At 68.5% G+C, this 23,730-nt stretch carries 23 protein-coding genes; 18 read left to right on the plus strand and 5 right to left on the minus strand.

Going from position 1 to position 23,730, the window contains the following annotated elements; all coding sequences use genetic code 11:
• On the minus strand, nucleotides 1-854 hold an 854-nt coding region (locus tag ACK42S_RS05080), incomplete at its 3' end, for a single-stranded-DNA-specific exonuclease RecJ (protein WP_409704140.1).
• 13 nt (nucleotides 855-867) lie between these two features.
• Complete coding sequence (locus tag ACK42S_RS05085; protein ID WP_409704142.1) at nucleotides 868-1,800, minus strand: hypothetical protein; 933 nt, start codon at nucleotides 1,798-1,800, stop codon at nucleotides 868-870.
• A gap of 78 nt (nucleotides 1,801-1,878) precedes the next feature.
• On the opposite strand from ACK42S_RS05085, the gene ACK42S_RS05090 reads away from it, so the two are divergent.
• The 18 genes from ACK42S_RS05090 to ACK42S_RS05175 all read left to right on the plus strand — a co-directional run bounded on the left by ACK42S_RS05090 (nucleotide 1,879) and on the right by ACK42S_RS05175 (nucleotide 21,086).
• The gene (locus ACK42S_RS05090) at nucleotides 1,879-3,135 is read left to right on the plus strand and encodes a lipoprotein-releasing ABC transporter permease subunit (RefSeq protein WP_409704144.1); all 1,257 of its coding nucleotides are present in this window, start codon (nucleotides 1,879-1,881) and stop codon (nucleotides 3,133-3,135) included.
• The gene (gene lolD / locus ACK42S_RS05095; RefSeq protein WP_409704146.1) at nucleotides 3,128-3,802 is read left to right on the plus strand and encodes a lipoprotein-releasing ABC transporter ATP-binding protein LolD; all 675 of its coding nucleotides are present in this window, start codon (nucleotides 3,128-3,130) and stop codon (nucleotides 3,800-3,802) included. The genes ACK42S_RS05090 and lolD overlap by 8 nt, the downstream gene beginning before the upstream one ends.
• 13 nt (nucleotides 3,803-3,815) lie before the next feature.
• The gene (locus tag ACK42S_RS05100) at nucleotides 3,816-4,622 is read left to right on the plus strand and encodes a TatD family hydrolase (RefSeq protein WP_409704148.1); all 807 of its coding nucleotides are present in this window, start codon (nucleotides 3,816-3,818) and stop codon (nucleotides 4,620-4,622) included.
• A complete protein-coding gene (locus tag ACK42S_RS05105) occupies nucleotides 4,619-5,122 on the plus strand; it encodes a DNA-deoxyinosine glycosylase (protein WP_409704150.1) in 504 nt (167 codons plus the stop codon). Before ACK42S_RS05100 ends, ACK42S_RS05105 begins: the two co-directional genes overlap by 4 nt.
• The gene (locus ACK42S_RS05110; RefSeq protein WP_409704152.1) at nucleotides 5,119-5,892 is read left to right on the plus strand and encodes a methyltransferase domain-containing protein; all 774 of its coding nucleotides are present in this window, start codon (nucleotides 5,119-5,121) and stop codon (nucleotides 5,890-5,892) included. Before ACK42S_RS05105 ends, ACK42S_RS05110 begins: the two co-directional genes overlap by 4 nt.
• Nucleotides 5,889-7,688 (plus strand): GspE/PulE family protein, encoded by a 1,800-nt coding sequence (locus ACK42S_RS05115; protein WP_409704154.1) that lies wholly within the window; start codon nucleotides 5,889-5,891, stop codon nucleotides 7,686-7,688. The genes ACK42S_RS05110 and ACK42S_RS05115 overlap by 4 nt, the downstream gene beginning before the upstream one ends.
• 181 nt (nucleotides 7,689-7,869) lie before the next feature.
• Complete coding sequence (locus tag ACK42S_RS05120; RefSeq protein WP_409704156.1) at nucleotides 7,870-8,334, plus strand: tripartite tricarboxylate transporter TctB family protein; 465 nt, start codon at nucleotides 7,870-7,872, stop codon at nucleotides 8,332-8,334.
• A gap of 24 nt (nucleotides 8,335-8,358) precedes the next feature.
• Nucleotides 8,359-9,867 carry a tripartite tricarboxylate transporter permease gene (locus ACK42S_RS05125; protein WP_409704158.1) on the plus strand — a complete coding sequence of 503 codons (1,509 nt, stop codon included), beginning with the start codon at nucleotides 8,359-8,361 and terminating at the stop codon, nucleotides 9,865-9,867.
• Nucleotides 9,868-9,966: 99 nt separating this feature from the next.
• Nucleotides 9,967-11,241 carry a DUF3422 family protein gene (locus ACK42S_RS05130; RefSeq protein WP_409704160.1) on the plus strand — a complete coding sequence of 425 codons (1,275 nt, stop codon included), beginning with the start codon at nucleotides 9,967-9,969 and terminating at the stop codon, nucleotides 11,239-11,241.
• Nucleotides 11,242-11,305: 64 nt separating this feature from the next.
• Nucleotides 11,306-12,922: a gamma-glutamyltransferase family protein gene (locus ACK42S_RS05135; RefSeq protein WP_409704162.1), complete on the plus strand. Its 1,617-nt coding sequence runs from the start codon at nucleotides 11,306-11,308 to the stop codon at nucleotides 12,920-12,922.
• Between the two features lie 35 nt (nucleotides 12,923-12,957).
• On the plus strand, nucleotides 12,958-13,827 hold the full coding sequence (locus tag ACK42S_RS05140) for a DMT family transporter (RefSeq protein ID WP_409704184.1): 870 nt from the start codon (nucleotides 12,958-12,960) through the stop codon (nucleotides 13,825-13,827).
• 4 nt (nucleotides 13,828-13,831) lie between these two features.
• Complete coding sequence (locus ACK42S_RS05145) at nucleotides 13,832-14,614, plus strand: SDR family oxidoreductase (RefSeq protein ID WP_409704164.1); 783 nt, start codon at nucleotides 13,832-13,834, stop codon at nucleotides 14,612-14,614.
• 228 nt (nucleotides 14,615-14,842) lie between these two features.
• Nucleotides 14,843-15,046, plus strand: a complete 204-nt coding sequence (locus tag ACK42S_RS05150) for a formate dehydrogenase (protein ID WP_409704166.1) — start codon at nucleotides 14,843-14,845, stop codon at nucleotides 15,044-15,046.
• Nucleotides 15,047-15,123: 77 nt separating this feature from the next.
• Nucleotides 15,124-18,093, plus strand: a complete 2,970-nt coding sequence (locus ACK42S_RS05155) for a formate dehydrogenase subunit alpha (protein ID WP_409704168.1) — start codon at nucleotides 15,124-15,126, stop codon at nucleotides 18,091-18,093.
• Nucleotides 18,094-18,120: 27 nt separating this feature from the next.
• A complete protein-coding gene (fdh3B, locus tag ACK42S_RS05160) occupies nucleotides 18,121-18,750 on the plus strand; it encodes a formate dehydrogenase FDH3 subunit beta (protein ID WP_409704170.1) in 630 nt (209 codons plus the stop codon).
• On the plus strand, nucleotides 18,747-18,980 hold the full coding sequence (locus tag ACK42S_RS05165) for a hypothetical protein (RefSeq protein WP_409704172.1): 234 nt from the start codon (nucleotides 18,747-18,749) through the stop codon (nucleotides 18,978-18,980). Before fdh3B ends, ACK42S_RS05165 begins: the two co-directional genes overlap by 4 nt.
• Before the next feature lie 31 nt (nucleotides 18,981-19,011).
• Nucleotides 19,012-20,136, plus strand: a complete 1,125-nt coding sequence (locus tag ACK42S_RS05170) for a formate dehydrogenase subunit gamma (RefSeq protein WP_409704174.1) — start codon at nucleotides 19,012-19,014, stop codon at nucleotides 20,134-20,136.
• A gap of 74 nt (nucleotides 20,137-20,210) precedes the next feature.
• Nucleotides 20,211-21,086 (plus strand): formate dehydrogenase accessory sulfurtransferase FdhD, encoded by an 876-nt coding sequence (locus ACK42S_RS05175; RefSeq protein WP_409704176.1) that lies wholly within the window; start codon nucleotides 20,211-20,213, stop codon nucleotides 21,084-21,086.
• A 3-nt stretch (nucleotides 21,087-21,089) separates the two neighbouring features.
• Here ACK42S_RS05175 and ACK42S_RS05180 read toward each other — a convergent pair whose 3' ends face one another.
• The 3 genes from ACK42S_RS05180 to ACK42S_RS05190 all read right to left on the minus strand — a co-directional run.
• The gene (locus ACK42S_RS05180; RefSeq protein ID WP_409704178.1) at nucleotides 21,090-21,617 is read right to left on the minus strand and encodes a DUF962 domain-containing protein; all 528 of its coding nucleotides are present in this window, start codon (nucleotides 21,615-21,617) and stop codon (nucleotides 21,090-21,092) included.
• A 145-nt stretch (nucleotides 21,618-21,762) separates the two neighbouring features.
• Nucleotides 21,763-23,379 carry a tannase/feruloyl esterase family alpha/beta hydrolase gene (locus ACK42S_RS05185; RefSeq protein WP_409704180.1) on the minus strand — a complete coding sequence of 539 codons (1,617 nt, stop codon included), beginning with the start codon at nucleotides 23,377-23,379 and terminating at the stop codon, nucleotides 21,763-21,765.
• A gap of 72 nt (nucleotides 23,380-23,451) precedes the next feature.
• On the minus strand, nucleotides 23,452-23,730 hold a 279-nt coding region (locus tag ACK42S_RS05190), incomplete at its 5' end, for an alpha/beta hydrolase domain-containing protein (RefSeq protein ID WP_409704182.1).

The raw sequence follows: 23,730 nt of genomic DNA on the forward strand, positions 1-23,730 counted from the left end.
AAGGCGCCGGCCCGTTCGGCGCGGCGGCCGGCGGCGGCAAAGAGCGCGGCCACGCCGGGCTGCATGCGCCCGGCACGGATGCGCTTGAGGCCCTGGGCGACGAGCCGCCGGTTGTTCGCATCGAGCTTCACCACGTCGGCCACGGTGCCCAGGGCAACGAGGTCGAGCAGGCTGTCCAGGCGGGGCTGGGCATTGGCCTCGAAGGCGCCGCGCCGGCGCAGTTCGGCGCGCAGGGCCAGCAGCACGTAGAACATCACGCCCACGCCGGCCAGGTGCTTGCTCTCGAAGGGGCAGCCAGGCTGGTTGGGGTTGACGATCACGTCGGCATCGGGCAGCACGACCTCGCCATGGACCTGAGCCGGCAGGTGATGGTCGGTCACTACCACGCGCAGGCCTCGTGCGCGGGCGTGGGCCACGCCCTCGAGGCTGGCGATGCCGTTGTCAACGGTGATCAGCACGTCAGGGCGCCGGGCCATCGCCAGGTCGACGATGGCGGGCGTGAGGCCGTAGCCGTGCACGGCGCGGTCGGGCACCACATAGCTGAGGGTGTCGGGCCGCGCGCCCAGCAGCTTCAGGCCGCGCAGGGCCACGGCGCAGGCGGTGGCGCCGTCGCAGTCGTAGTCGGCCACCACGCAGATGCGCTGGCCGGCCGTGAGGGCTTCGGCCAGGCAGGTGGCCGCGTCGGCGGCACCTTTTAATTGCTCGGGCGGCAGCAGGCGGGCGAGTGAGTCGTCGAGTTCGTCGGTGCTGCGGATGCCGCGGGCCGCATACAGGCGGGCTAGCAAGGGGTGCACCCCGGCTTGCTCCAGCGCCCAGGCCGTGCGGGGAGGGACGTCGCGCGTGATGATTCTCATGACCGGCTCCGGCTCACAGGGACTGCAGCACGTCGGCCGGCGAGGCCGGTGCCCAGCGTGTCCTGAGCACCTGCCACCAGGATCGCGCCGCCGGGGCCCAGGTCGGCGCGTGGCGCTCGCCGCACAAGGTCGGTTGCACGGGTTGTCCGGCGCGCGCTCGCTGCCAGGCTTCGCGCAGGGGGCCGGCGTCCAGGGCCTGCCAGGCCTGCGCCCAGGCGGCCCAGTCGCCCTGGACGAGGGCATCGCGCAGGCGGGTGTCCACAATCAGGTCGGCGGCGGGTCGGGCCTGCTGGCGCACCCCGCAACCGCTCAGCCAGAAGCTGTTGATGGGCAGCAGGCCGGCAGCCTCGCGGCGTTCGTTCAGCGGATGGGTGTAGAGCAGCATCTGCACTTCCTGCTGCAGCCGGCGCACCAGGCGGGCTTGGGGGTGGTCGGGCATCCACAGGTCCACGTTGCGGCCGATCACCCGGTCCACGCTGGCCGTGGGCAGCTCCGCCAGGCTTTCGTGGGCGACATACCAGCGCAACGGGGCGCCGTAGACCAGCACCCAGCCTTCGCCTTCGAAGAGCTCGCGCACGGCTTCGAGCGCCTCGCGCGAGGCGGCCTCGTCGAGCTGCAGCGACTCGGGCGGCAGCATGGTCACCTCGTCGGCACTGGCATGCCAGTGGGCAGGCGTGAGCAGGCCCCAGCACAGGTCGTCGGTGGCGATGCCGTCGGACGCTGCGGCATGAGCCGCCCAGGGCAGGCCGCCGTCGGGGCCGGCATAGCCCCAAGCCAGGGCCAGGGCGCGCTCATGCGGCATGGACAGGCTGTACTCGTCGCCCTCGCTGCGCCAGACCGGCCCGAGGTGGGCCAGCAGGCCGCCCAGGTGGGGCAGGGACAGCTCGCGCATCTTCGCGCGGGCCGCCTCGGCCAGCGCCGAGGCATAGGGAATCAGCACATGCATGGCCCGCCATTATCGGCGCCCTGGCCGGCTCGGGTAGCATCGGGCGCCTGCCTGCGGGCGAACCCCTCCATGCGACCCATGAACTGGCCCTACGAACTGCAGATCGGCTGGCGCTATACGCGTGCCGGCCGCGCCACCCGGCGCAACGGTTTCATCTCGTTCATCTCCGGCGTGTCGATGCTGGGCATCGCGCTGGGGGTGGCGGCGCTCATCATCGTGCTGTCGGTGATGAACGGCTTCCAGAAGGAGGTGCGCGACCGCATGCTGTCGGTGATCTCGCACATCGAGGTCTTCTCGGCCGACGGCCAGGCCCTGCCCAACTGGGAACAGACGGCCAACGAGGCCCTGGCGAACCCGCAGGTGCTGGGTGCCGCCCCCTATGTGGCCGCCCAGGCCCTGGTGGCGCGCGGCGAGGACATGCGCGGCGCGATCATCCGCGGCATCTCGCCCGAGCACGAGCCCAACGTGACCCCGCTGGCCGCCCAGCTCAAGGACACCGTGCTGGCCCGCCTGCAGCCCGACGGCTGGGGCGTGGTGCTGGGGGCCGAGCTGGCTCGCCAGCTCGGCGTTCGCGAGGGCGACCGCGTCACCATCGTCTCGCCCAGCGGGCAGGTGACGCCGGCCGGCGTGGTGCCGCGCCTGAAGCAGATGACGGTGGTGGGCACCTTCGAGGCCGGCCACTATGAATACGACAGCGGCCTGGTGCTGATGCACCTGGACGATGCGGCCCGGCTCTTCCGCGTGGCCGGGCCCACGGGCGTGCAGTTGCGCCTGGCCGACCTGCACCGCGCCCGGCAGGTGGCGCAGGAGCTGGCCCAGCAGCTCAGCGGCGAGCTCTACCTGCGCGACTGGACACGCACCAACCGCAACTGGTTCGATGCCGTGCAGCTCGAAAAACGCATGATGTTCATCATCCTCACGCTGATCGTGGCGGTGGCGGCCTTCAATCTGGTGTCGATGCTGGTGATGACGGTCACCGACAAACGGGCCGACATCGCCATCTTGCGCACCCTGGGCGCCACGCCGCGCTCTATCATGGGCATCTTCATGGTGCAGGGGGCGGCCAGCGGCATCATCGGCACCCTGGGCGGCCTGCTGCTGGGGCTGCTGGTGGCGTTCAACATCGACGTGATCGTGCCGGCCATCGAGCGGCTGTTCAACGCGAGCTTCCTGCCCGGCAGCATCTACCTCATCAGCCGCATGCCCAGCGACCCACAGATGGCCGACATCGTGCCCATCGGTGTGATCTCGCTCGTGCTGGCTTTCGTGGCCACGCTGTATCCGAGCTGGCGCGCCAGCCGTGTGCAGCCGGCGGAGGCGCTGCGCTATGAGTGAGTTCGTGCTGAGCGCCGAAGGCCTGCACAAGCGCTTCCACGAAGGCCCGCTGGACGTGCACGTGCTGCGCGGCGTGAGCCTGCAGGTGCGCCCGGGCGAGACGCTGGCCATCGTCGGCGCCTCGGGCTCGGGCAAGAGCACGCTGCTGCATCTGCTGGGCGGTCTGGATGCGCCCACGCAGGGGCGCGTGGTGTTGCAGGGGCGGGATTTCGCCAGCCTGGGGCCGTCTGCCCAGGGGCAGTGGCGTAACCGGCATCTGGGCTTCGTCTATCAGTTTCACCACTTGCTGCCCGAGTTCACGGCGCTGGACAATGTGGCCATGCCGCTGCGCATCCGGCGCATGCCGGTGGCACCTGCGCACGAACAGGCCCTGGCGATGCTCTCGCGCGTGGGTCTGCGCGAGCGCACGCAGCATCGCCCGGCCGAACTGTCCGGTGGCGAGCGCCAGCGCGTGGCCATCGCCCGGGCCCTGGTGACGCAACCGGCGTGCGTGCTGGCCGACGAGCCCACCGGCAACCTGGACCGCGAGACGGCCAACACCATCTTCGAGCTGATGCTCTCGCTGGCGCGCGACCAGGGCACGGCCTTCGTCGTGGTCACCCACGACGAGGAGCTGGCTGCGCGCTGCGACCGGCGGCTCAGGCTGAAGGCGGGCGTGCTCGTCTGAACGAAGACGCACCATGTGGATCGACACCCACTGCCACCTCGATGCGGCCGAATTCGACGGCGACCGCGAGGCAGTGGTCGCGCGTGCGCGCTCGCAAGGCGTGGGCGGCATGGTCCTGCCGGCCGTGAGCACTACCAACCTCGAGGCTGTGCGCGACCTGGCCCATCGTCACGGCTGCGTCTATGCGCTGGGCCTGCATCCTCTGTATGTGCACGCGGAGCCACCCGATGCGCTGGACACGCTGCGCGCCGCGCTGCAGCGTCATCGCGGCGACGCCCGTCTGGTGGCCGTGGGCGAGATCGGCCTGGACCACTTCGTGCCGGGCCTGGACCGCGCCGTGCAGGAGCGCTATTACGTGGCCCAGCTTCAACTGGCCCGCGAGTTCGAGCTGCCGGTGATCCTGCATGTGCGCCGCTCGGCCGATGCCCTGCTCAAGCACCTGCGGCGAGTGCGCGTCAAGGGGGGCATCGCCCATGCTTTCAACGGCAGTGTCCAGCAGGCACGGGCCTTCATCGACCTGGGTTTCAAGTTGGGCTTCGGCGGTGCGATGACGTTCGAGCGTGCGCTGCAGATCCGCACCCTGGCCCGTGAGCTGCCGCTGCAAGCGCTGGTGGTGGAGACCGATGCGCCCGACATCCCGCCGCAGTGGCTCTACCGCACCGCTGAGCAGCGCGCCGCGGGCCAGACCAGCCGCAACGAGCCGGCCGAGCTGCCGCGCATCGCCCAGGTGCTGGCCGAGTTGCGCGGCCTGAGCCCGGAGGCGGTGGCTGCAGCCACCTCGGCCAATGCGCGCGAGGTGCTGGGGTTGGCGTGGGCATGAAGGCTCCCGATCGCCTGCAGGGCCTGGCGCCGGTGGTGGTGCCCCATACCCGCCTCGTGGTGTTGGGCAGTTTTCCCGGCGTGGCCTCGTTGCGCGAGCAGCAGTACTACGCGCATCCGCGGAATCATTTCTGGCCCCTGCTGTCGGCCCTGTGGGGGGTGGACCTGCGGGCCCTGCCCTATGCGCAGCGGCTGGACGTGGTGCGCGAGCGGGGGCTGGGCCTGTGGGACGTGTATGCGAGCTGCCGGCGCGAGGGCAGCTTGGACAGCGCCATCGAGGAGGCTGAACTCAACCCGCTGGCGCGCCTGCGTGAATGGGCCCCGGGCCTGCAGGCGCTGGCCCACAACGGCGGCGAGTCCGCCCGGGCGATGCGCATCACGCGCCACCTGGGCTTGGCGGTGCACCGCCTGCCTTCCACCAGCCCGGCCAACGCCACGTGGAGCTTCGAGCGCAAGCTGGTGGCCTGGCGGGCCGTTTTCGAACTGCACGAACTGGCATGAGCTCCACCAAGCAGCGCAAAGGCGCCCTGCATCATCCGAGCGTCACGCTGTCCGAATCCGACGGCGTGCGCTATCTGCACCTGGACACGCCCTGGGTCCAGGGGGCCATGCGGGTGAAGAAGCCCAACGACATCGAGCTGGCCTACGTGCAGCGCATGATGGCCTGGATGCTGCTGCGCCCCACCGATGCCCTGGGCGAGGGCCACGCCGTGCAACTGGGCCTGGGCGCGGCGGCGATCACCAAGTTCTGTCACAGGAAGCTGCGCTGGCGCACCACCGCGGTGGAGCTGAACCCCGAGGTCATCGCCGTGTGCCGCCAGTGGTTCCGCCTGCCGCCCGACGACGAGCGGCTGCGCGTGATCGAGGCTGATGCCGCCGCCTACGTGGGCGACCCGGCCCATGCGGGCACGGCCGATGCGCTGTGTGTGGACCTGTACGACCACGAAGCCGCCAGCCCGGTGCTCGACGACGAGGCGTTCTACCGGGCCTGCCACCGCCTGCTGGCGCCAGGCGGTGTCATGAGTGTCAACCTCTTCGGCCGCCATGCCAGCTTCGAGCGCAGCCTGGCGCACATCGCCGCAGCCTTTGCCGGTGAAACCCTTTGGAGCCTGCGGCCGACGCGCGAAGGCAACACCATCGTGCTGGCCTGCCGTGGCGTGCCGCCCGTGACCCGGGCCGTGCTTGCCGAGCGAGCCGAAACCGTCGAAACTCGTTTCGGCCTGCCGGCTCGCAAATGGCCGCGCATGATGAAACCCGTGCACCCGTCATGACCGCCAAACCCGACTCCGTCCACGCCAAAATGCATCGCAAGGCCCATCGCAAGGGCCGCCTGGACTGGCAGGTGCTGGTGGACTGGTTGCGCGAGGACGGTGTGATCACCCCCGGCGACGCCCAGCGCACCCAGCAGCGCCTGGCCGCCGGCGCCAGTGCCCAGCACCCGCTGGTGCGCCTGGCCAGCGTGGGCCTGGTGCATGCCGGCACCGGCAAGCCGCTGGACACCGAGACCCTCACCGAATGGCTCGCCGGTCGCGCGGGGCTGGACTACCTGCGCATCGACCCGCTCAAGGTCGATGTGGGCCGTGTGGCCGATGTGATGTCGATCAACTACGCCGAGCGGCGCCGCTGCCTGCCGGTGCAGGTGGGCCTGGCCGAGATCACGATGGCCACCTGCGAGCCCTTCGATACCGACTGGGTGGCCGAGATCGAGGCGCACACGCGCAAGAAGATCCGGCTGGTGGTGTCCAGCCCGAACGAGCTGGCGCGCTATACCACCGAGTTCTACACCTTGGCCAAGTCGGTCAAAGCCGCGGCAAAGAACGGCCAGGTCAGCGGCCCGGCCAACTTCGAGCAGCTCGTCGAACTCGGCAAGGCCAAGCACCTCGACGCCAACGACCAGGGCATCGTGCAGGTGGTCGACTGGTTGTGGCAGTACGCCTTCGACCAGCGCGCCTCGGACATCCATCTCGAGCCCCGCCGCGACATCGGTGCGGTGCGGTTTCGCATCGACGGAGTGATGCACACCGTCTACCAGTTGCCGCTGACCGTGATGGCCGCGATGACCAGTCGCATCAAGCTGCTGGGCCGCATGGACGTGGTGGAAAAGCGCCGCCCGCTCGACGGCCGGATCAAAACGCGCAACCCGCGCGGCGACGAGGTCGAGATGCGGCTGTCCACCCTGCCCACGGCCTTCGGCGAAAAGCTGGTGATGCGCATCTTCGACCCGGACACCACGGTCAAGAGCCTCGATGCCCTGGGCTTTTCCAGCCACGACGCGCAGCGCTGGGAGCAGCTCGTCACGCGGCCGCACGGCGTGATCCTGGTGACCGGCCCCACCGGTTCGGGCAAGACCACCACGCTGTACGCCACGCTCAAGCGCCTGGCCACCGACGAGGTGAACGTCTGCACGATCGAGGACCCGATCGAGATGATCGAGCCGGCCTTCAACCAGACCCAGGTGCAGCCCCAGCTCGACCTCAACTTTGCCAGCGGGCTGCGCGCGCTGATGCGCCAGGATCCGGACATCATCATGGTGGGCGAGGTGCGCGACCTCGAAACCGCCGAGATGGCGATCCAGGCGGCGCTCACCGGGCACCTGGTGTTCACCACGCTGCACACCAACGACGCGGCCTCGGCCATCACCCGGCTGCTCGACCTGGGCGTGCCGTCCTACCTGATCAGCGCCACCGTGCTGGGCGTGCTGGCCCAGCGTCTGGTGCGCACCCTGTGCCCGCACTGCAAGCAGCCCGACGAGGACTTCAGCCGCGACACCCTGGCCGCGGCCATCGCCCCCTGGCGCATGAGCGGGGCCTTCCGCCCCTACCGGCCGGTGGGCTGCATCGAGTGCCGCATGACCGGCTTCCAGGGGCGCGCGGGCCTGTACGAGCTGCTCACCGTCACCGAGGCCCTCAAGCCCCACCTCACCCAGACGCCGGACCTGTCGCGCCTGCGACAGCAGGCCACTCAGGATGGCATGCGCCCGCTGCGTCTGGCCGGCGCGATGAAGGTGGCCGAGGGCCTGACCACGCTGGACGAGGTGCTGCGCGCCACCCCGGCCTGGGAAGCCTGAGACGCAAGGCACCGATCGCGCAGCCCCGAGCCGCCTGCTTCACGGCGTCCGGCTCGGCCGGCAGGCCTCCTGCCGCTACGTGTATTCCACAGGAACGGTTTGCGGGCCGCTCCCTAGAATCGCCGGCAGTTCTATCGTGGGCAGTTCTGCCAATACCACCATAACCGTCTGAGGAGCGATCGTGAAGATCAAGAGTCAGAAGGACTTCGCGTCCGGACTGATGTTCATCGTCGTGGGCATCGCGTTCGCCTGGGGTGCCACCGAATACAGCTTCGGCAATTCCGCGCGCCCCGGCCCGGGGTATTTCCCCTTCGGTCTGGGCATCTTGCTGGCCATCCTGGGCGCCCTGGTCACGTTCAGCGCGCTGACCATCGAGACCGAGGACGGCGAGCCCATCGGCCACATTGGGTGGAAACCCTTGTTCATCATCGTCGGATCGGTGGTGCTGTTCGGCGCTACGCTGCCCCGCCTGGGTCTGCTGATCTCGCTGCCGCTGCTGATCATCGTGGCCAGCCTCGCCGGCGACGAATTCAATTGGCGAGATGCCATCATCGCCGTGGTCGTGCTCACGGCCCTGTCATGGTTCGTGTTCTCTTGGGCGCTCAATCTGGTCATCCCCTTGTGGCCGGCTTGGCTTTCCCAGTAAGTCGAACGCCCAAGGAGACCCCTCATGGATTTGCTTGCCAATCTCGCGCTGGGTTTTGAGACTGCGCTGTCGCTTCAAAACCTGGGTTATGCCTTCATCGGGGCCCTGTTCGGCACCCTGGTGGGCGTGTTGCCCGGTCTCGGCCCGGCGGCCAGCATCGCGATGCTGCTGCCCTCCATCTACGCGCTGGACGCCACGCCGGCGCTGATCATGCTGGCGGGCATCTACTACGGTTCGCAATACGGCGGCTCGACCACCGCCATCCTCATCAACGTGCCGGGCGAATCATCCTCGGTCGTGACCGCCTTGGACGGCTATCAAATGGCCCGCCAGGGGCGTGCTGGCGCGGCCTTGGCCACGGCTGCGCTGGGCTCTTTCTTTGCCGGCTCGGTGGCTACGCTCATCATCGCTGGCTTTGCGCCGCCGCTGACCGAGCTGGCCTTCAAGTTCGGCCCGGCCGAATACTTCTCGCTGATGGTGCTGGGCCTGATCGGCTCGGTGGTGCTGGCCTCGGGCTCGCTCATCAAGGCCATCGCGATGATCCTGCTGGGTTTGCTGATCGGGCAGATCAACACCGACGTGATCTCCGGCGTGCCGCGCTACTCGTTCGACATTCCCGAACTGTCCGACGGCATCAACTTCGTCGTCATCGCGATGGGCATCTTCGGCTTCGGTGAGATCATCGCCAACCTCTCGGTCCCGTCGCACACCCGCGAGGTCTTCACCCGCGACGTGCGGGGCCTGTGGCCCAGCAAGAAGGACTTCAAGGAAGCCGCCCCGGCGGTGCTGCGCGGCACGGCGCTCGGCTCCATCCTGGGCATCCTGCCCGGCGGCGGCGCGCTGCTGTCCTCGTTTGCCTCCTACACGCTGGAGAAGAAGCTCGCCAAGGATCCCAGCCAGTTCGGCAAGGGGGCCATTCAGGGCGTGGCCGGCCCCGAGGCGGCGAACAATGCCGGCGCCCAGACCTCCTTCATTCCCATGCTCACGCTGGGCATCCCGTCCAACGTCGTGATGGCGCTGATGGTGGGCGCGATGACGATCAAGGGCATCCAGCCCGGCCCGCAGGTCATGACCAGCGACCCGGCGCTGTTCTGGGGCCTGATCGCTTCGATGTGGATCGGCAACCTGATGCTCGTGGTGCTCAACCTGCCGCTGATCGGCATCTGGATCAAGCTGCTGACGGTGCCTTACCGCTTCCTGTTCCCGGCGATCCTGACCTTCTGCTGTATCGGCCTGTACACGCTGAACAACAACAACTTCGACGTCTACATGGGCGCCCTGTTCGGCATCATCGGCTATGCCTTCTACAAGCTGGGCTGCGAGCCGGCCCCGCTGCTGCTGGGCTTCATCCTCGGGCCCATGATGGAGGAGAACCTGCGCCGCGCCCTGCTGCTGTCGCGCGGCGACTGGACGGCCTTCGTCACCCGCCCGCTGTCGGCCGGCCTGCTGCTGGCGGCCCTGGCGATGGTGGTGATCGTGCTGATGCCCTCGATCCGGCGCAAGCGCGAGGAAGCCTTCCAGGAAGCCGACTGACGCGGGGCTGCCTGCCTGCGCGCTGCAAAGGCCGCCTTCGGGCGGCCTTTGCGCCTTTGCGCGGCCGCGATAATGCGCCCCCAGGAGGAGATTAGCCCGATGCTCACACCCCATCCGCTGCGGGAGGTTCTGCACAACGAGGTCCATGCGCGCCCCTACGAGCGGATGTGCGCGCCGCTGGCGCTGTCGCACCTGGCGCTGCTCACACCGCCGGGGCAGACGGCCTCGCGCGAGCACTTGCACGCGCTGCTGCGCGCGCGCCACCTGCCGCTGCCGGCCGAGGACGCCAGCCACCTGAGTCTGGACATCGGAGGCGTGCACCTGCGCTGGGAGCAGCACACCGAGTTCCAGACCTACACCTTCTGGAGGGCCCTGTCCGAGCGGCCCACCAGCTTCGACGAGCCGGCCGTCGGCCTGGTGCCCCAGGACTGGCTGCGCGGCATCCCGGGGCAATGGCTGGTGGGCATGCACGTGCTGGTCACGCGCACCCGCGATGACGGCTCCGACCCCCTGGTGCGTGGGGCCCTGTCCGAGGAGAGCCTGGTCGGCTCCATCGTGATGGACGGACAGGCCGAGGTCTACACCGACTTCCGGCTGCATGCCGACGGCTTCGCGCGTGTGGTGGTGGTGGCCGCCAGCATGCACCCCCGCCGTCTGGGCCGCACTGTCCAGCGCCTGCTGGAGGTGGAGACCTACCGGATGATGGCTTTGCTGGGCCTGCCGGCGGCGCGCCAGGTCGCCGCCACCCTGGCCGATGCCGAGCGCGAGCTGGCACGGATCGCCGACCAGATCCGCAGCGCCGAGCGCTCGCACGAGCCTGAGCTGCTGCGCCAGCTCACCCACCTGGCCGGCCGGGTGGAGAGCCTGTACGCCAGCACCCACGCCCGATTCTCGGCCAGCGGCGCCTACTTCGAGCTGGTGCAGCGGCGCATCGACGAGCTGGCCGAGCACCGCCTGGCCGGATTGCAAACTATGGGCGAGTTCATGGACCGGCGACTGGGGCCGGCGATGCAGACCTGTGCCTGGGCGGCGCGGCGCCAGCAGCAGTTGTCCGAACGCATCTCGCGCACCAGCAACCTGCTGCGCACGCGCGTGGAGATCGAGCAGCAGCAAAGCAGCCAGGCCCTGCTGGATGCGATGAACCGCCGCCAGAAAGCCCAACTGATGCTGCAGACGGCTGTCGAAGGCTTGTCGATTGCGGCGATCACGTACTACGGCGCCGGCCTGGTCGGCTATCTTGCCAAAGGGGCCAAGGATGCGGGCCTGCCGCTCAGCGTCGACATCGTCGTCGCCGCGGCCATTCCGCTGATCGCAGCCACCGTCTGGGTGGGGCTGCGTCGCCTGCACGCGGCGGCCCAGCGCGCGGCGCAATAGACCCGGTGCTGCAGGGCGGCGCCAGGCCGCGCATAATCATCCGATGATTCGGCCGAGGCCTGCCATGAAACCTTTCCTCTACGACACGCCGTACCCCTCGCTGCGCCTGCCCGTCTTCGCCCGCAACCTGGTGGCCACTTCCCATCCGGCAGCGGCCAGCGCGGGCCTGCGCATGCTCTGGAAGGGCGGCAATGCGGTGGATGCCACCATTGCCGCGGCGGCGGCGATGACGATCCTCGAGCCCGTCAGCAACGGTCTGGGCAGTGATGCCTTCGCCATCGTCTGGGATGGCCGGCAGTTGCACGGCCTGAACGCGGCCGGTCGTGCGCCGGCGGCCTGGACGCGCGAGTACTTCGCGGCACGCCACGCAGGGCAGGCCACGCGCCCGCCCAAGCGTGGCTGGGACTCGGTCACCGTGCCCGGCATGGTGGCCGGCTGGGTGGCCCTGCACGAGCGTTTCGGCAAGCTGCCCTTTGCCGACCTGCTGGAGCCGGCGATCGACTATGCCGAGCGCGGCTACTGCGTGCCGCCGGTGGTGGCCGCCAAGTGGGCTGCTGCCGTGCCCGAGCTGGAGGGCCAGCCGGGCTTTGCGCAGGCCTTCATGCCCCACGGCCGCGCGCCCGAGGTGGGTGAGCATTTCACGTTCAAGGACGCCGCGCGCAGCCTGCGGCTGATCGCCGATACGCGCGGCGAAGCCTACTACCGCGGCGAGATCGCCGCGGCCATCGCGGGCTTTGCGCGTCAGCATGGCGCAGCCCTCACCGAGGCCGATCTCGCGGCCATGCGGCCCGAGTGGGTGAAGCCGATCTCACGCCACTACCGCGGCTACACGCTGCACGAAATCCCGCCGTCGGGCCAGGGCATCGCCGCGCTGATCGCCCTGGGGATTCTTTCGCATTTCGATATCGCCGCGCTGCCGCGCGACTCGGCGGCCTCGCAACACCTGCAGATCGAGGCGATGAAGCTGGCCTTTGCCGACACCTACCGCTACGTGGCCGAGCGCGACCATATGGAAGTCACCGTCGAGCAGATGCTCGATGACGACTACCTCGCCAGCCGGGCGCGGCTGATCGATCCGGCCCAGGCCCAGGACTTCGGTGCCGGCAACCCGCCCACCGGCGGCACCATCTACCTCACCGCCGCCGACGAGCAGGGCCTGATGGTGAGCTGGATCCAGAGCAACTACATGGGCTTCGGCTCGGGTGTGGTGGTGCCGGGCTGGGGCATCTCGCTGCAAAACCGCGGCCACGGCTTTTCGTTGCAGGCCGGCAGCCCCAACGTGGTGGCGCCCGGCAAGCGGCCCTTCCACACCATCATTCCCGGCTTCCTCACGCGCGAGGGCGAGCCGATCATGAGCTTTGGCGTGATGGGCGCCAACATGCAGCCCCAAGGCCATGTGCAGACCCTCGTGCGCATGCTCGACTATGGACAGAACCCCCAGGCGGCCTGCGACGCGCCGCGCTGGCGCTACAACGAGGGCCTGTCGATCAATGTCGAGTCCACGATGGACCCGGCCGTGGTGCAGGGCCTGCAGGCGCTGGGCCACCGCATCGAGGTGCTGCAGGACCCCTACCAAGACTTCGGTGCGGGCCAGTTCATCTGGCGCCTGGGTGATCCGGCGGTCCAGGGCTATGTGGCCGCCAGCGATCCCCGGCGCGACGGCCAGGCGGTCGGGTTTTGAGCACAGCGGCCCACGACACCGCGGGGCGCTCGCCGATGGCCGCGGGTTTGCTGCTGGCCGCCGGCGGCGCGGTGGCCTTCTCGGGCAAGGCCATCATCGTCAAGCTGTCCTACCGCTATGGCGTCGATGCGGTGACGCTCATCATGTACCGCATGCTCTTTGCGCTGCCGCTGTTTGCGCTGCTGGCCTGGTGGTCGGGGCGCGGCAAGCCGGCCTTCACCCGGCGTGATTGGCTGGGCATCGGGGGCCTGGGCTTTTGCGGCTACTACCTGGCCAGCTTCCTCGACTTCCTGGGCCTGCAGTACATCAGCGCCAGCCTGGAGCGCCTGATCCTCTACCTCAACCCCACGCTGGTGCTGGCTTTGGGAGTGGTGTTGTTCAAGAAGCCGGTGCGTGCGCGCCAGCTCGTGGCCATTGCGGTGAGCTATGCCGGCGTGTTGCTGGTGTTTGGCCAGGAGGTGAACTTCGAAGGGCCCCATGTGCTGCTGGGCGGCCTGCTGGTGTTCGCCAGCGCGGTGTCCTATGCCGTCTACCTCGTCTACAGCGGCGAGATGGTGCAGCGCCTGGGGGCCATGCGGCTGGTGGGCTGGGCCAGCATGGTGGCCTGCGTGTTGTGCATCGCCCAGTTCGCGTTGCTGCGCCCCTGGTCGGCGGCGGTGGTGGCGCCCGAGGTGCTCTGGCTGGCCGTGCTCAACGCCACGGCCTGCACGGTGGCGCCCGTGCTGATGGTGATGATGGCGATCGAACGCATCGGTGCGGCCGCCACGGCCCAGATCGGCATGATCGGCCCGTTGTCCACGCTGGGCTTGGGCGTGCTGGTGCTGGGTGAACCCTTCACCCCCTGGATTGCCGCGGGCACCGTGCTGGTGCTGGCCGGCGTGTGGTTGTTGACGAAGTGGAGATAGGACGATGGACCTCGGCATTGCGGGCAAATGGGCCCTGGTGTGCGCCTCGAGCAAGGGACTGGGCAAGGGCTGTGCCTCGGCGTTGGTGGCCGAGGGCGTGAACGTGGTGATGACCGCGCGCACCGCGGCCGACCTGGAGGCGGCGGCGGCCGAACTGCGCGCGTTGGGCCGCGCCGAGGTGCGCACCGTGGCCGGCGATATCACCACGCCCGAAGGCCGGGCCGCGGCGCTGGCCGCCTGCCCGCAGGTGGACATCCTTGTGAACAACGCCGGCGGCCCGCCGCCCGGCGACTTCCGCGACTGGGGCCGCGAGGAATGGGTGCAGGCCCTGGAGGCCAACATGCTCACGCCCATCGAGCTGATCAAGGCCACCGTGGACGGCATGGCCGCGCGCGGCTTCGGGCGCATCGTCAACATCACCTCGGGGGCGGTGAAGGCGCCCATCGACGTGCTGGGGCTGTCCAACGGCGCGCGCAGCGGCCTCACCGGCTTCGTGGCGGGGCTGGCGCGCAGCCCCATCGCGGCACGCAACGTGACGATCAACAACCTGCTGCCTGGGGCCTTCGACACTGACCGCCTGCGCAAGACCCTGGCGGCTGGTGCGGCCAAGGCCGGCCTCGACGCCGACCAGGCGATGCAGCGCCGCCTGCAGGCCATCCCGGCCCGACGCTTCGGCACCGCCGAGGAGTTCGGGGCGGTGTGCGCCTTCTTGTGCAGCCAGCAGGCCGGCTACATCACGGGGCAGAACTGGTTGCTCGATGGTGGCGCCTATCCGGGCACGTTCTGAACGAACTGTCCAACGACAGCGCTTTCAGCCGTTTGCAAGTGCTGCGCTGCCGCATGCACGATGAGCGCACCGCTCCGCGTCTGGCCAGGCCGAATCGGTGCGAAAAGCGGCCCGTATGCTCGCAAACCCGCATTACATGGGGGGTGAGAGGAATAACATAGGGTGCATATTGCACAAGACCGCCGAGCCCCATCCTGGGGCCGAGCCGGTCGCCGACAGGAGACCACGATGAAAGCGTCTCAAGCACCCGTGAGCCGCCGCCGCTTGTTTGCAGGGGCCGGCTCGATCGCCGCGGTGGCCGCGGTGGCTTCCGTCATCCCCGTGCGCGAGGACCCGCCTGCGGGGGCCCAGAGCGAGCCCCAGCCCGACAAGCGTGCGGGCTACCGGCTGACGGAACACATCCAGCGCTACTACCAGACCGCCCGCGTCTGAGCGGTGCGGGGCCGGCTGCGGCCTGCGCCCCGTCATCCGTCTCGGTGCCGCCTCCAGTCGTTGTGTCAGGAGCCACCATGTTGCTCACCCGCAAATCCTCCAGCGCCACGCCGGCCGTCCGCGGCTCGTCCTCGCTCGTGGCCAGCCTAGCCCGCGGCGTGGCCCGTGCCGTGCCGACGATGGATCGCCGCGCCTTCCTGCGCCGCTCCGGCCTTGGGCTGGGCGTGGGACTGGCCGCCTCGCAGCTCACCTTGGTGAAGAAGGCCCAGGCTGCCGATCCGGCCAAAGCCACGGGGGCACCGACGGGCAAGGTCGAGGTCCGGCGCACCGTGTGCGGCCACTGCTCGGTGGGCTGCGCCATCGACGCAGTGGTGGAAAACGGTGTGTGGGTGCGCCAGGAACCGGTGTTCGACTCGCCCATCAACCTGGGCGCGCACTGTGCGAAGGGGGCCGCCGTGCGTGAGCACGGTCATGGCGAATACCGCCTCAAGTACCCGATGAAGCTGGTCAACGGCAAGTACCAGCGCATCAGCTGGGATCAGGCTCTCGACGAGATCTCGGCCAAGCTGCTGCAGCTGCGCGAGAGCAGCACGCCCGACTCGCTCTTCGTGGTGGGCTCGAGCAAGCACAACAACGAGCAGGCCTACCTGCTGCGCAAGTGGATGAGCCTGTGGGGCAGCAACAACTGCGACCACCAGGCGCGCATCTGCCATTCCACCACCGTGGCCGGCGTGGCCAACACGTGGGGCTATGGCGCGATGACCAACTCCTACAACGACATGCAAAACGCCAAGGCGGCGCTGTACATCGGCTCCAACGCTGCCGAGGCGCATCCGGTGTCGATGCTGCACATGCTGCATGCCAAGGAGAACGGCTGCAAGATGATCGTGGTCGACCCGCGCTTCACACGCACTGCGGCCAAGGCCGACCAGTACGTGCGCATCCGCTCCGGCACGGACATCGCCTTCCTCTTCGGCGTGCTCTACCACGTCTTCCAGAACGGCTGGGAGGACAAGAAGTACATCGCCGACCGCGTCTATGGCATGGACAAGGTGCGCGAGGAGGTGATGACGAAGTGGACGCCAGACAAGGTCGAGGAGGTCTGCGGCGTGCCCGAGGCCGAGGTCTTCCAGGTGGCCAAGACCATGGCCGAGAACCGGCCCTCGACCATCGTGTGGTGCATGGGCCAGACGCAGCACTCCATCGGCAACGCGATGGTGCGCGCTTCGTGCATCCTGCAGCTCGCCTTGGGCAACATCGGGGTGTCCGGCGGCGGCGCGAACATCTTCCGCGGCCACGACAACGTGCAAGGTGCCACCGACGTCGGGCCCAACCCCGACTCGCTGCCTGGCTACTACGGCCTGGCCGAGGGCTCCTGGAAGCATTTCGCCAAGGTCTGGGGCCTCGACTACGAATGGTTGAAGTCCCGCTACGCGCCCAACATGATGACCAAGTCGGGCATGACGGTGTCGCGCTGGATCGATGGCGTCCTGGAAAAGCCCGAGTTGATCGAACAAGCCGGCAACCTCAAAGCCCTCTTCTTCTGGGGCCACGCGCCAAACTCCCAGTCCCGCGGGCTGGAGATGAAGCGGGCGATGGACAAGCTCGACCTGCTGGTCGTGATCGATCCTTTCCCCTCGGCCACGGCCGCGATGGCCGCCATGCCCGGCAAGCCGGAGGATCTGAACCCCAACCGGGCCGTCTACCTGCTGCCAGCCACGACGCAGTTCGAGACCTCGGGCTCGTGCACGGCCTCCAACCGCTCCATCCAGTGGCGCGAGAAGGTCATCGAGCCGCTGTGGGAATCGCGCACCGACCACATGATCATGTACCAGCTGGCCGAGAAGCTCGGCTTTGGCAAGGAGCTGGTCAAGAACTACAAGATGGTCGCAGGCAAGGGCGGCATGATGGAGCCTGAACCCGAGTCCATCCTGCGCGAGATCAACCGCGGCGTGTGGACCATCGGCTACACCGGCCAGAGCCCCGAGCGTCTGAAGGCCCACATGCGCAACATGAATGTCTTCGACGTGAAGACGCTCAGGGCCAAGGGCGGGGTCGACAAAGAAACCGGCTACGTGCTCGACGGCGACTACTTCGGCCTGCCCTGGCCCTGCTATGGCACGCCCGAACTCAAGCACCCCGGCTCGCCGAACCTCTACGACACTTCCAAGCACGTGATGGACGGCGGGGGCAACTTCCGCGCCAACTTCGGTGTCGAGCGCGACGGCGTGTCGCTGCTGGCGGGCGATGGCTCCCATTCGTTGGGCGCCGACATCACCACCGGCTATCCCGAGTTCGACGACGTGCTGCTCAAGAAGCTGGGTTGGTGGGGCGAACTCACCCCCGAGGAGCAGCAGGCGGCCGAAGGCAAGAACTGGAAGACCGATCTGTCAGGCGGGATCATCCGCGTGGTGATGAAGAACCATGGCTGCCATCCCTTCGGCAATGCCCGTGCCCGGGCCATCGTCTGGAACTTCCCCGATGGCATCCCGCAGCACCGCGAGCCGATCTACTCGACACGGCCCGACCTCGTCGAGAAGTACCCCACCCATGCCGACAAGACCTTCTGGCGCCTGCCCACGCTGTTCAAGACCCTGCAGGACCAGAACAAGGACATCGGCCAGCGCTTCCCGCTGGTGATGACCTCGGGCCGCCTGGTCGAGTACGAGGGCGGCGGCGAGGAGACCCGCTCCAACCCCTGGCTGGCCGAGCTGCAGCAGGACATGTTCGTGGAGATCAACCCGGCCACGGCCAACGACCGCGGCATCCGTCCGGGCGAAATGGTGTGGGTGTCCACCCCCACCGGCGCACGGCTGCGGGTCAAGGCGCTGGTCACCGAGCGGGTCGACCGCAACACGGTCTTCCTGCCCTTCCACTTCTCAGGGCACTGGCAGGGCCAGGACCTGCTGCGCTACTACCCCGAGGGTGCGGCACCGGTCGTGCGGGGCGAGGCCGTCAACACGGCCACGACTTACGGCTACGACAGCGTGACGATGATGCAGGAGACCAAGACCACGGTCTGCCAGATCGAACGGGCGAGCGCCTGAGTGACGGCCGGCTGACAGGAGAACCCCATGGCTCGAATGAAGTTTATCTGCGATGCCGAGCGCTGCATCGAGTGCAACGGCTGCGTCACCGCCTGCAAGGCCGAGCATGACGTGCCCTGGGGCGTGAACCGCCGCCGCGTGGTCACGATGAACGACGGCCTGCCCGGCGAGCGCAGCATCTCGGTGGCCTGCATGCATTGCAGCGACGCCCCCTGCATGGCGGTGTGCCCGGTCGACTGTTTCTACCGCACCGACGAAGGTGTGGTGCTGCACGACAAGGACATCTGCATCGGCTGCGGCTACTGCTCGTACGCCTGCCCCTTCGGGGCCCCGCAGTTCCCCGCCAACGGCACCTTCGGTCTGCGCGGCAAGATGGACAAGTGCACTTTCTGCGCCGGCGGCCCCGAGGCCAGCGGCAGTGCGGCCGAGTACGAGAAGTACGGCCGCAACCGCCTGGCCGAAGGCAAGCTGCCGGCTTGCGCCGAGATGTGCTCGACCAAGGCCTTGCTGGGCGGTGACGGCGATGTGGTGGCCGACATCTTCCGCACCCGGGTGCTGCACCGCGGCAAGGGCAGCGAGGTCTGGGGCTGGGGCACGGCCTACGGCCGTCCCACGCAGAGCGGCCAGTCGCCCGCCAAGGAAGGAACCAAGTCATGAGCCGGCCACACCTCACCGCGCTGGGCCTGTTGCTGGCCGTGGGGCTGGCCGCCTGCAGCGAGACCGGCCAGACCGCCAAGGCGCCCTACAAACGCGGCGACACCCCGGCCTGGCAGGGGGCGACCAACCCCTATGTCGCCCCGGACTGGAAGCCCGGTGACCAGATGGCCTGGCAGGAGCAGATGCGCCGCCGTGCGGCCGGGCAGAACGAGTACTCGCGCATCAACTAGCGGGCCGAGTGCACGCAATCGAGGAGACGCCATGTTCCGCATCCTCCAGGGCCTGACGATTGCCGCCATGCTGGCTTTGTCGCCGGGCGTCTTTGCCCAGGGGGCTGCGCCGGCGACCGGCAGCGGCGCTCCCGAGGGCTTCGTCGCCCCGGCCGACCCCAAGCCCGAAGACACCAACGCGCAACGTGCGGTCTCGCAGCCCGGCAACAACGCGCCGTTCTGGCGCGCGGTGCGCGAGTCGGGCCAGCAAAGCGGCTACACCAGCCTGCCCGGCGTGGAAAAGGGCGTGCTGATCCAGTCGTTCGTGCAGTATCCCGGGTCGATGTACACCACCGCCGGCGAGGCTTGGCGGCAGGTGCGCAACAACTGGATCCTGCCCTACGGCGGCTCGCTCTTGCTCATCGTGTTGCTGGCCATCGCGCTGTTCTACTTCACCAAGGGCAGCATCGGGCTGCGCGAAGCCGAGACCGGCCGCCGGATCGAGCGCTTCACCTATTTCGAGCGTGCGGCTCACTGGGCCAACGCCGCCGCCTTCGTCGCGCTGGCGGTGTCGGGCATCGTGATGGCCTTCGGCAAGTTCTTCCTGCTGCCCATCCTGGGCGGCACGCTGTTCGGCTGGCTCGCCTATGCAATGAAGAACATCCACAATTTCGCCGGGCCGCTGTTTGCCGTGTCGCTGCTCGTGGTCATCCTCACCTTCGTCAAGGACAACCTGCCCAGCAAGGACGATCTCGTCTGGCTGGCCAAGGGCGGCGGCCTGTTCAGCGGCGCCCACGTGCCCTCGCACCGCTTCAATGCCGGCGAGAAGCTTCTCTTCTGGGGCGGGGTGTTCCTGCTGGGCCTGATCGTCGTGGCCTCCGGGCTGGTGCTCGACAAGCTCGTGCCGGGGCTGCTGTACACCCGCGGCGAGATGCAGATCGCCCACATGATCCACGCCAGTGCCGCGGTGCTGATGATGGCGGCTTTCCTTGGACACATCTACATGGGCACGTTGGGGATGAAGGGGGCTTACCAGGCCATGAAGACCGGCTATGTCGACGAGGCCTGGGCCAAGGAGCACCACGAGCTGTGGTATCGCGACATCAAGGCGGGCAAGATCCCGGCTCAGCGTTCCGGCACCCGCGAAGCCCCTGGCAAGCCCGCTGCCCAGGCCTGATGCGCGTCCGGTCTGCGTCGCCTTGCGGCCCCCGCAGCGACGCCGCAGCGGGCGTTCCTTCTATGCTTTCGTCCATGACCGCCCGCCCTCACCTGCGCCCAGAACTCAGCCAGGCGGCCACCCGTTTCACGCACCGGGTCACCGTCGTCGACGAGCATGGCCAGCCGCGGGAGGTGGAGATGCCCGCAGAACGCGATCTCACGCTCTACCTCGACCGGCGCGAACTGGTCACGTTGATGACCATGGGCACGCACCCGGAGTTGCTGGCGTTGGGATACCTGAAGAATCAGCGCCTGGTGCCCGGCATCGAGCACATTGCCAGCGTGCAGGTGGACTGGGAGGTGAACGCCTGCGCAATCACCACCCGCGGCGGCGTGCCCGACATCGAGGCGCGCACCGCGCGGCGCATCGTCACCACGGGCTGCGGCCAAGGCACGGTGTTCGGCGGCCTGATGGACGAGCTCGACCGGATCCAGTTGGGCGACACGCGCATCTCCCAGGGCACGTTGTACGAACTGCTCGATGTGATGCGCCGGCACGACACCATCTACAAGAGCGCCGGCTCGGTGCATGGTTGCGCCCTGTTCGCCGGCAGCGAACTCCTGCTTTTCACCGAGGACGTGGGCCGCCACAACGCGCTGGACGCCATCGCCGGCTGGATGTGGCTGCAGGGCCTGGAGGGGCAGGGCAAGACCCTCTACACGACCGGGCGTCTGACCAGCGAAATGGTCATCAAGGCCGCACAGATGGGCGTGGCCATCGTGGTGTCGCGCTCGGGGATCACCGAGATGGGGCACCGTCTGGCCGTCCAACTGGGCATGGCACTGTTCGCGCGCTGCACACAGCGCCACTTTCTGCTCTACAGCGGGCGCGAGCGCTTCATTGCCGAGCCCGAACTGGCGCCACCGCCGCCGCAACCGTGGACTGCACCCGCCCAGCGGGGCGGCTGAAATTCACGGCCGGGCGTTGGCCAGGTCGCGCACGATGGTGGGCCCGGCCTGCTGCTCGATGCGCGCGAGCATCTCGCGGTTCCAGCCGGCGGCGAACATCGCCTCGGCCACCACGAACATCGGCCCCACCAGCAGGCCGATGAGGTCGTCCACGAAGGCCGGCTTGCGCCCTTCGTAGTAATGGCCGATGAACTGGATGATCCAGCCCACCACGAAGGCGCCGATGCCGATGGCCAGCCAGGCGCCGGTGCTGCCATCGGCAGCCCAGTGACCCAGCCAGATCAGGGCCCCCACAGCCGCGCTGGTGGCCAGGCCCAGCACCAGGTGGCGGCTGAGGTACCACAGGGCCGCCAGGCCGAACAGCACCCAGGCCGGCGAGAGGGTCAGCCCGGCCAGCTCGAAGCCGGGTCGTGCCAGCAGCGTGCCCACCGCGAACACGATCAGGGGCACGCCGACGAAATGGGTGGCGATATTGCGGCGGTCGCGATGGTAGGCGGCGTACTGGGTCAAGAGGTCAAGGGCGGTGCGCATGGCGGTTTTCCTGGAAGCTGAACGCCTGGCGGTTGGACTCTGCCATAGGCTTCAATATCCCGAGAACCGCCCCGGCTTGGGCTGCTGGTTTTCCCTAGGGTCATGCGGGCTGCGTCACGTGTCGTTTTGCGGGCTGCACCGGCGGTCACTCGCAGCGATAGCTGGCCGCCAGGGTGGTGTCGCCCGAGCCGCTGTAGACCGCTCGCTGCGGGTAGGCGCACAGCGGACGGGTGCGCGTCACGGCGCCACCAGCAACGCGCGAGGCCACAAAGTCCGTGGGAGGCTGACCTTGCTCCACCCAGCGGTCCAGCGCAGCGAGCAGGTCGCGTTGCGGAGTCACCGGCACCGAAGTGCCGTTGCCGCGCAGTTCGACGGCGCCCGTGCCGCCGCTGCAGTGGCCCATGCCTGGCACCAGGAAGAGCCTGTAGAACTCGTCGGTGGCCGACTGTGAGCCCTGGGCCGTGCGCACGCTTTCGTAATACTGAATGCTGTCATAGGCGCTCACCACCGGATCGTTCCAGCCGTGATAGACAATGAGCTTCCCGCCCGATGCTTTGAAGGCTGACAGGTCGGTGCTGGTCTGGTCCACCATCGGGGCGATCTTCGCGTAGGCATAGCTCACGTCGCGGTCGAAGTCAAAGCTCCACCAGTTCCACTGCGGGTTGCCAAACACCCAGTAGCGCCAGAAGTCGGCTCGCACGGGTTCGGTCGAGCCCATGTAGCCGGACCAACCCGACTCGCTGCCCACCGGCCAGCCCGGATAGAGCTGGGCGTGGGTGCGCGGGTTGCGCGGGCCCTGGTAGATGGCCTTGGCCGACACGATCTGCTCGGGCGTAAGGCAATCCGGCGCGTCGCCGCCTGCGCATTGCAGCGCGTCGATGTCGAAGTGCGCCGAGGTGCATGCGCGCGGGTCGTCGATCACGCCATCGGTCACGCCGTCCAGGCCATCGCAGGCGGCCACTGCTTGCTGAGTTAGCAACTGCAGCTTGGCGTTGCTCAGGATGCGCGTGCTGTTGTCGTTGGTGACACGGGCCGAGCGGAAGCGCCACAGGAACTCGATGTTCAGGGCCGTGCGGTTGTTGCCAGGGGCGCCGGCGATGATGCCGTCGAAGTCGTCGGGATAGCGCTGGGCCTCCGCGAAGCCCTGGTGCCCGCCTGTGGAGCAGCCCAGGTAGTAGGCACGGCTGGCGGGCTGCGCGCGCTTCGCGGCGATTAGGGCCTTGCCCGCCACGGTGATGGCGTGGATGGAGCGGCTGCCCCAGTCCACAATGCGCTCGGGATAGGTCACACCCCACAGCATGTCTTCGGTCTGGTGGCCGGTGTCACCGCCCAGCACGGCATATCCCTGGCGCATGGCGTAGGCCATGTCGCCATAGCTCAGCGCCGGGCTGTAGCCGCCGTTGCCGGTGGCCACGAGCTTGCCGTTCCACGCCTCGCCTTCAGGAATCCAGACCTCGAAATTAATGAGCGACTGGCTTGTGGGCGTCGCCACGGCGTTGATGCGGCAGAAGGCAGGCAACCCGGCCAGTTGCTGTCCGGTGCCCGGCGGGTTGTAGGTACCTTCTGGGACGGGGGTGACCGAGGTGATGCTGCCGTTGGGCATCTGCACGTCGGCGAAGGCTTCCATCGTGCACGCGCGGGCCGTGGCCACCGGGTCCTGGAGCGTGCTGCTGCCGCCACCGCCGCAGGCGGCCAGGACGATGGGCAGGGGCCAGGCCAGCCAAGGGCGTCGAGGCGATCGGGGTTGGAGTGTGTGGGTCATGAGTGGTCTCCTCTTTCTGGAATGCAGCGCCCTGGCCCGATGAGCGGGCCGGGCGCGTTCTGGCTCCCTGGGTCAAGGCAGGATCGGGTTTTCGATGGCCTGCTGGATGATTCGGTCGGCGTCGCGCTGCAGCAGGAAGCGTTCGGCCACCAGCGCCTGGGCCGCGGCCGTCACGGCTGACACATAGCCCGCCTGGTCGCCGTAGAGCGATTCCAGCGAGGGGCGCGTGTCGCCGGCGGCAAGCCGATCTGCCTCTGTGGTGTGGAAGGGGATGTAGGCTCCACTCAGGTTGGCAAGGTCTTCGAAGGCCGGGTTGCTGGCGTAGTTGAACTCGATGCTGGTGCCGATGGG

The organism is Caldimonas sp., assembly GCF_046289365.1.
Classification (GTDB): domain Bacteria; phylum Pseudomonadota; class Gammaproteobacteria; order Burkholderiales; family Burkholderiaceae_C; genus Caldimonas.

What these genes read in the sequence shown, in the direction of transcription:
- ACK42S_RS05085 (WP_409704142.1), bottom strand. Translation starts at nt 1,800, where the DNA reads ATGCATGTGCTGATTCCCTATGCCTCGGCGCTGGCCGAGGCGGCCCGC.
- ACK42S_RS05090 (WP_409704144.1), top strand. Translation starts at nt 1,879, where the DNA reads ATGAACTGGCCCTACGAACTGCAGATCGGCTGGCGCTATACGCGTGCC.
- lolD (WP_409704146.1), top strand. Translation starts at nt 3,128, where the DNA reads ATGAGTGAGTTCGTGCTGAGCGCCGAAGGCCTGCACAAGCGCTTCCAC.
- ACK42S_RS05100 (WP_409704148.1), top strand. Translation starts at nt 3,816, where the DNA reads ATGTGGATCGACACCCACTGCCACCTCGATGCGGCCGAATTCGACGGC.
- ACK42S_RS05105 (WP_409704150.1), top strand. Translation starts at nt 4,619, where the DNA reads ATGAAGGCTCCCGATCGCCTGCAGGGCCTGGCGCCGGTGGTGGTGCCC.
- ACK42S_RS05110 (WP_409704152.1), top strand. Translation starts at nt 5,119, where the DNA reads ATGAGCTCCACCAAGCAGCGCAAAGGCGCCCTGCATCATCCGAGCGTC.
- ACK42S_RS05115 (WP_409704154.1), top strand. Translation starts at nt 5,889, where the DNA reads ATGACCGCCAAACCCGACTCCGTCCACGCCAAAATGCATCGCAAGGCC.
- ACK42S_RS05125 (WP_409704158.1), top strand. Translation starts at nt 8,359, where the DNA reads ATGGATTTGCTTGCCAATCTCGCGCTGGGTTTTGAGACTGCGCTGTCG.
- ACK42S_RS05130 (WP_409704160.1), top strand. Translation starts at nt 9,967, where the DNA reads ATGCTCACACCCCATCCGCTGCGGGAGGTTCTGCACAACGAGGTCCAT.
- ACK42S_RS05135 (WP_409704162.1), top strand. Translation starts at nt 11,306, where the DNA reads ATGAAACCTTTCCTCTACGACACGCCGTACCCCTCGCTGCGCCTGCCC.
- ACK42S_RS05140 (WP_409704184.1), top strand. Translation starts at nt 12,958, where the DNA reads ATGGCCGCGGGTTTGCTGCTGGCCGCCGGCGGCGCGGTGGCCTTCTCG.
- ACK42S_RS05145 (WP_409704164.1), top strand. Translation starts at nt 13,832, where the DNA reads ATGGACCTCGGCATTGCGGGCAAATGGGCCCTGGTGTGCGCCTCGAGC.
- ACK42S_RS05150 (WP_409704166.1), top strand. Translation starts at nt 14,843, where the DNA reads ATGAAAGCGTCTCAAGCACCCGTGAGCCGCCGCCGCTTGTTTGCAGGG.
- ACK42S_RS05155 (WP_409704168.1), top strand. Translation starts at nt 15,124, where the DNA reads ATGTTGCTCACCCGCAAATCCTCCAGCGCCACGCCGGCCGTCCGCGGC.
- fdh3B (WP_409704170.1), top strand. Translation starts at nt 18,121, where the DNA reads ATGGCTCGAATGAAGTTTATCTGCGATGCCGAGCGCTGCATCGAGTGC.
- ACK42S_RS05165 (WP_409704172.1), top strand. Translation starts at nt 18,747, where the DNA reads ATGAGCCGGCCACACCTCACCGCGCTGGGCCTGTTGCTGGCCGTGGGG.
- ACK42S_RS05170 (WP_409704174.1), top strand. Translation starts at nt 19,012, where the DNA reads ATGTTCCGCATCCTCCAGGGCCTGACGATTGCCGCCATGCTGGCTTTG.
- ACK42S_RS05175 (WP_409704176.1), top strand. Translation starts at nt 20,211, where the DNA reads ATGACCGCCCGCCCTCACCTGCGCCCAGAACTCAGCCAGGCGGCCACC.
- ACK42S_RS05180 (WP_409704178.1), bottom strand. Translation starts at nt 21,617, where the DNA reads ATGCGCACCGCCCTTGACCTCTTGACCCAGTACGCCGCCTACCATCGC.
- ACK42S_RS05185 (WP_409704180.1), bottom strand. Translation starts at nt 23,379, where the DNA reads ATGACCCACACACTCCAACCCCGATCGCCTCGACGCCCTTGGCTGGCC.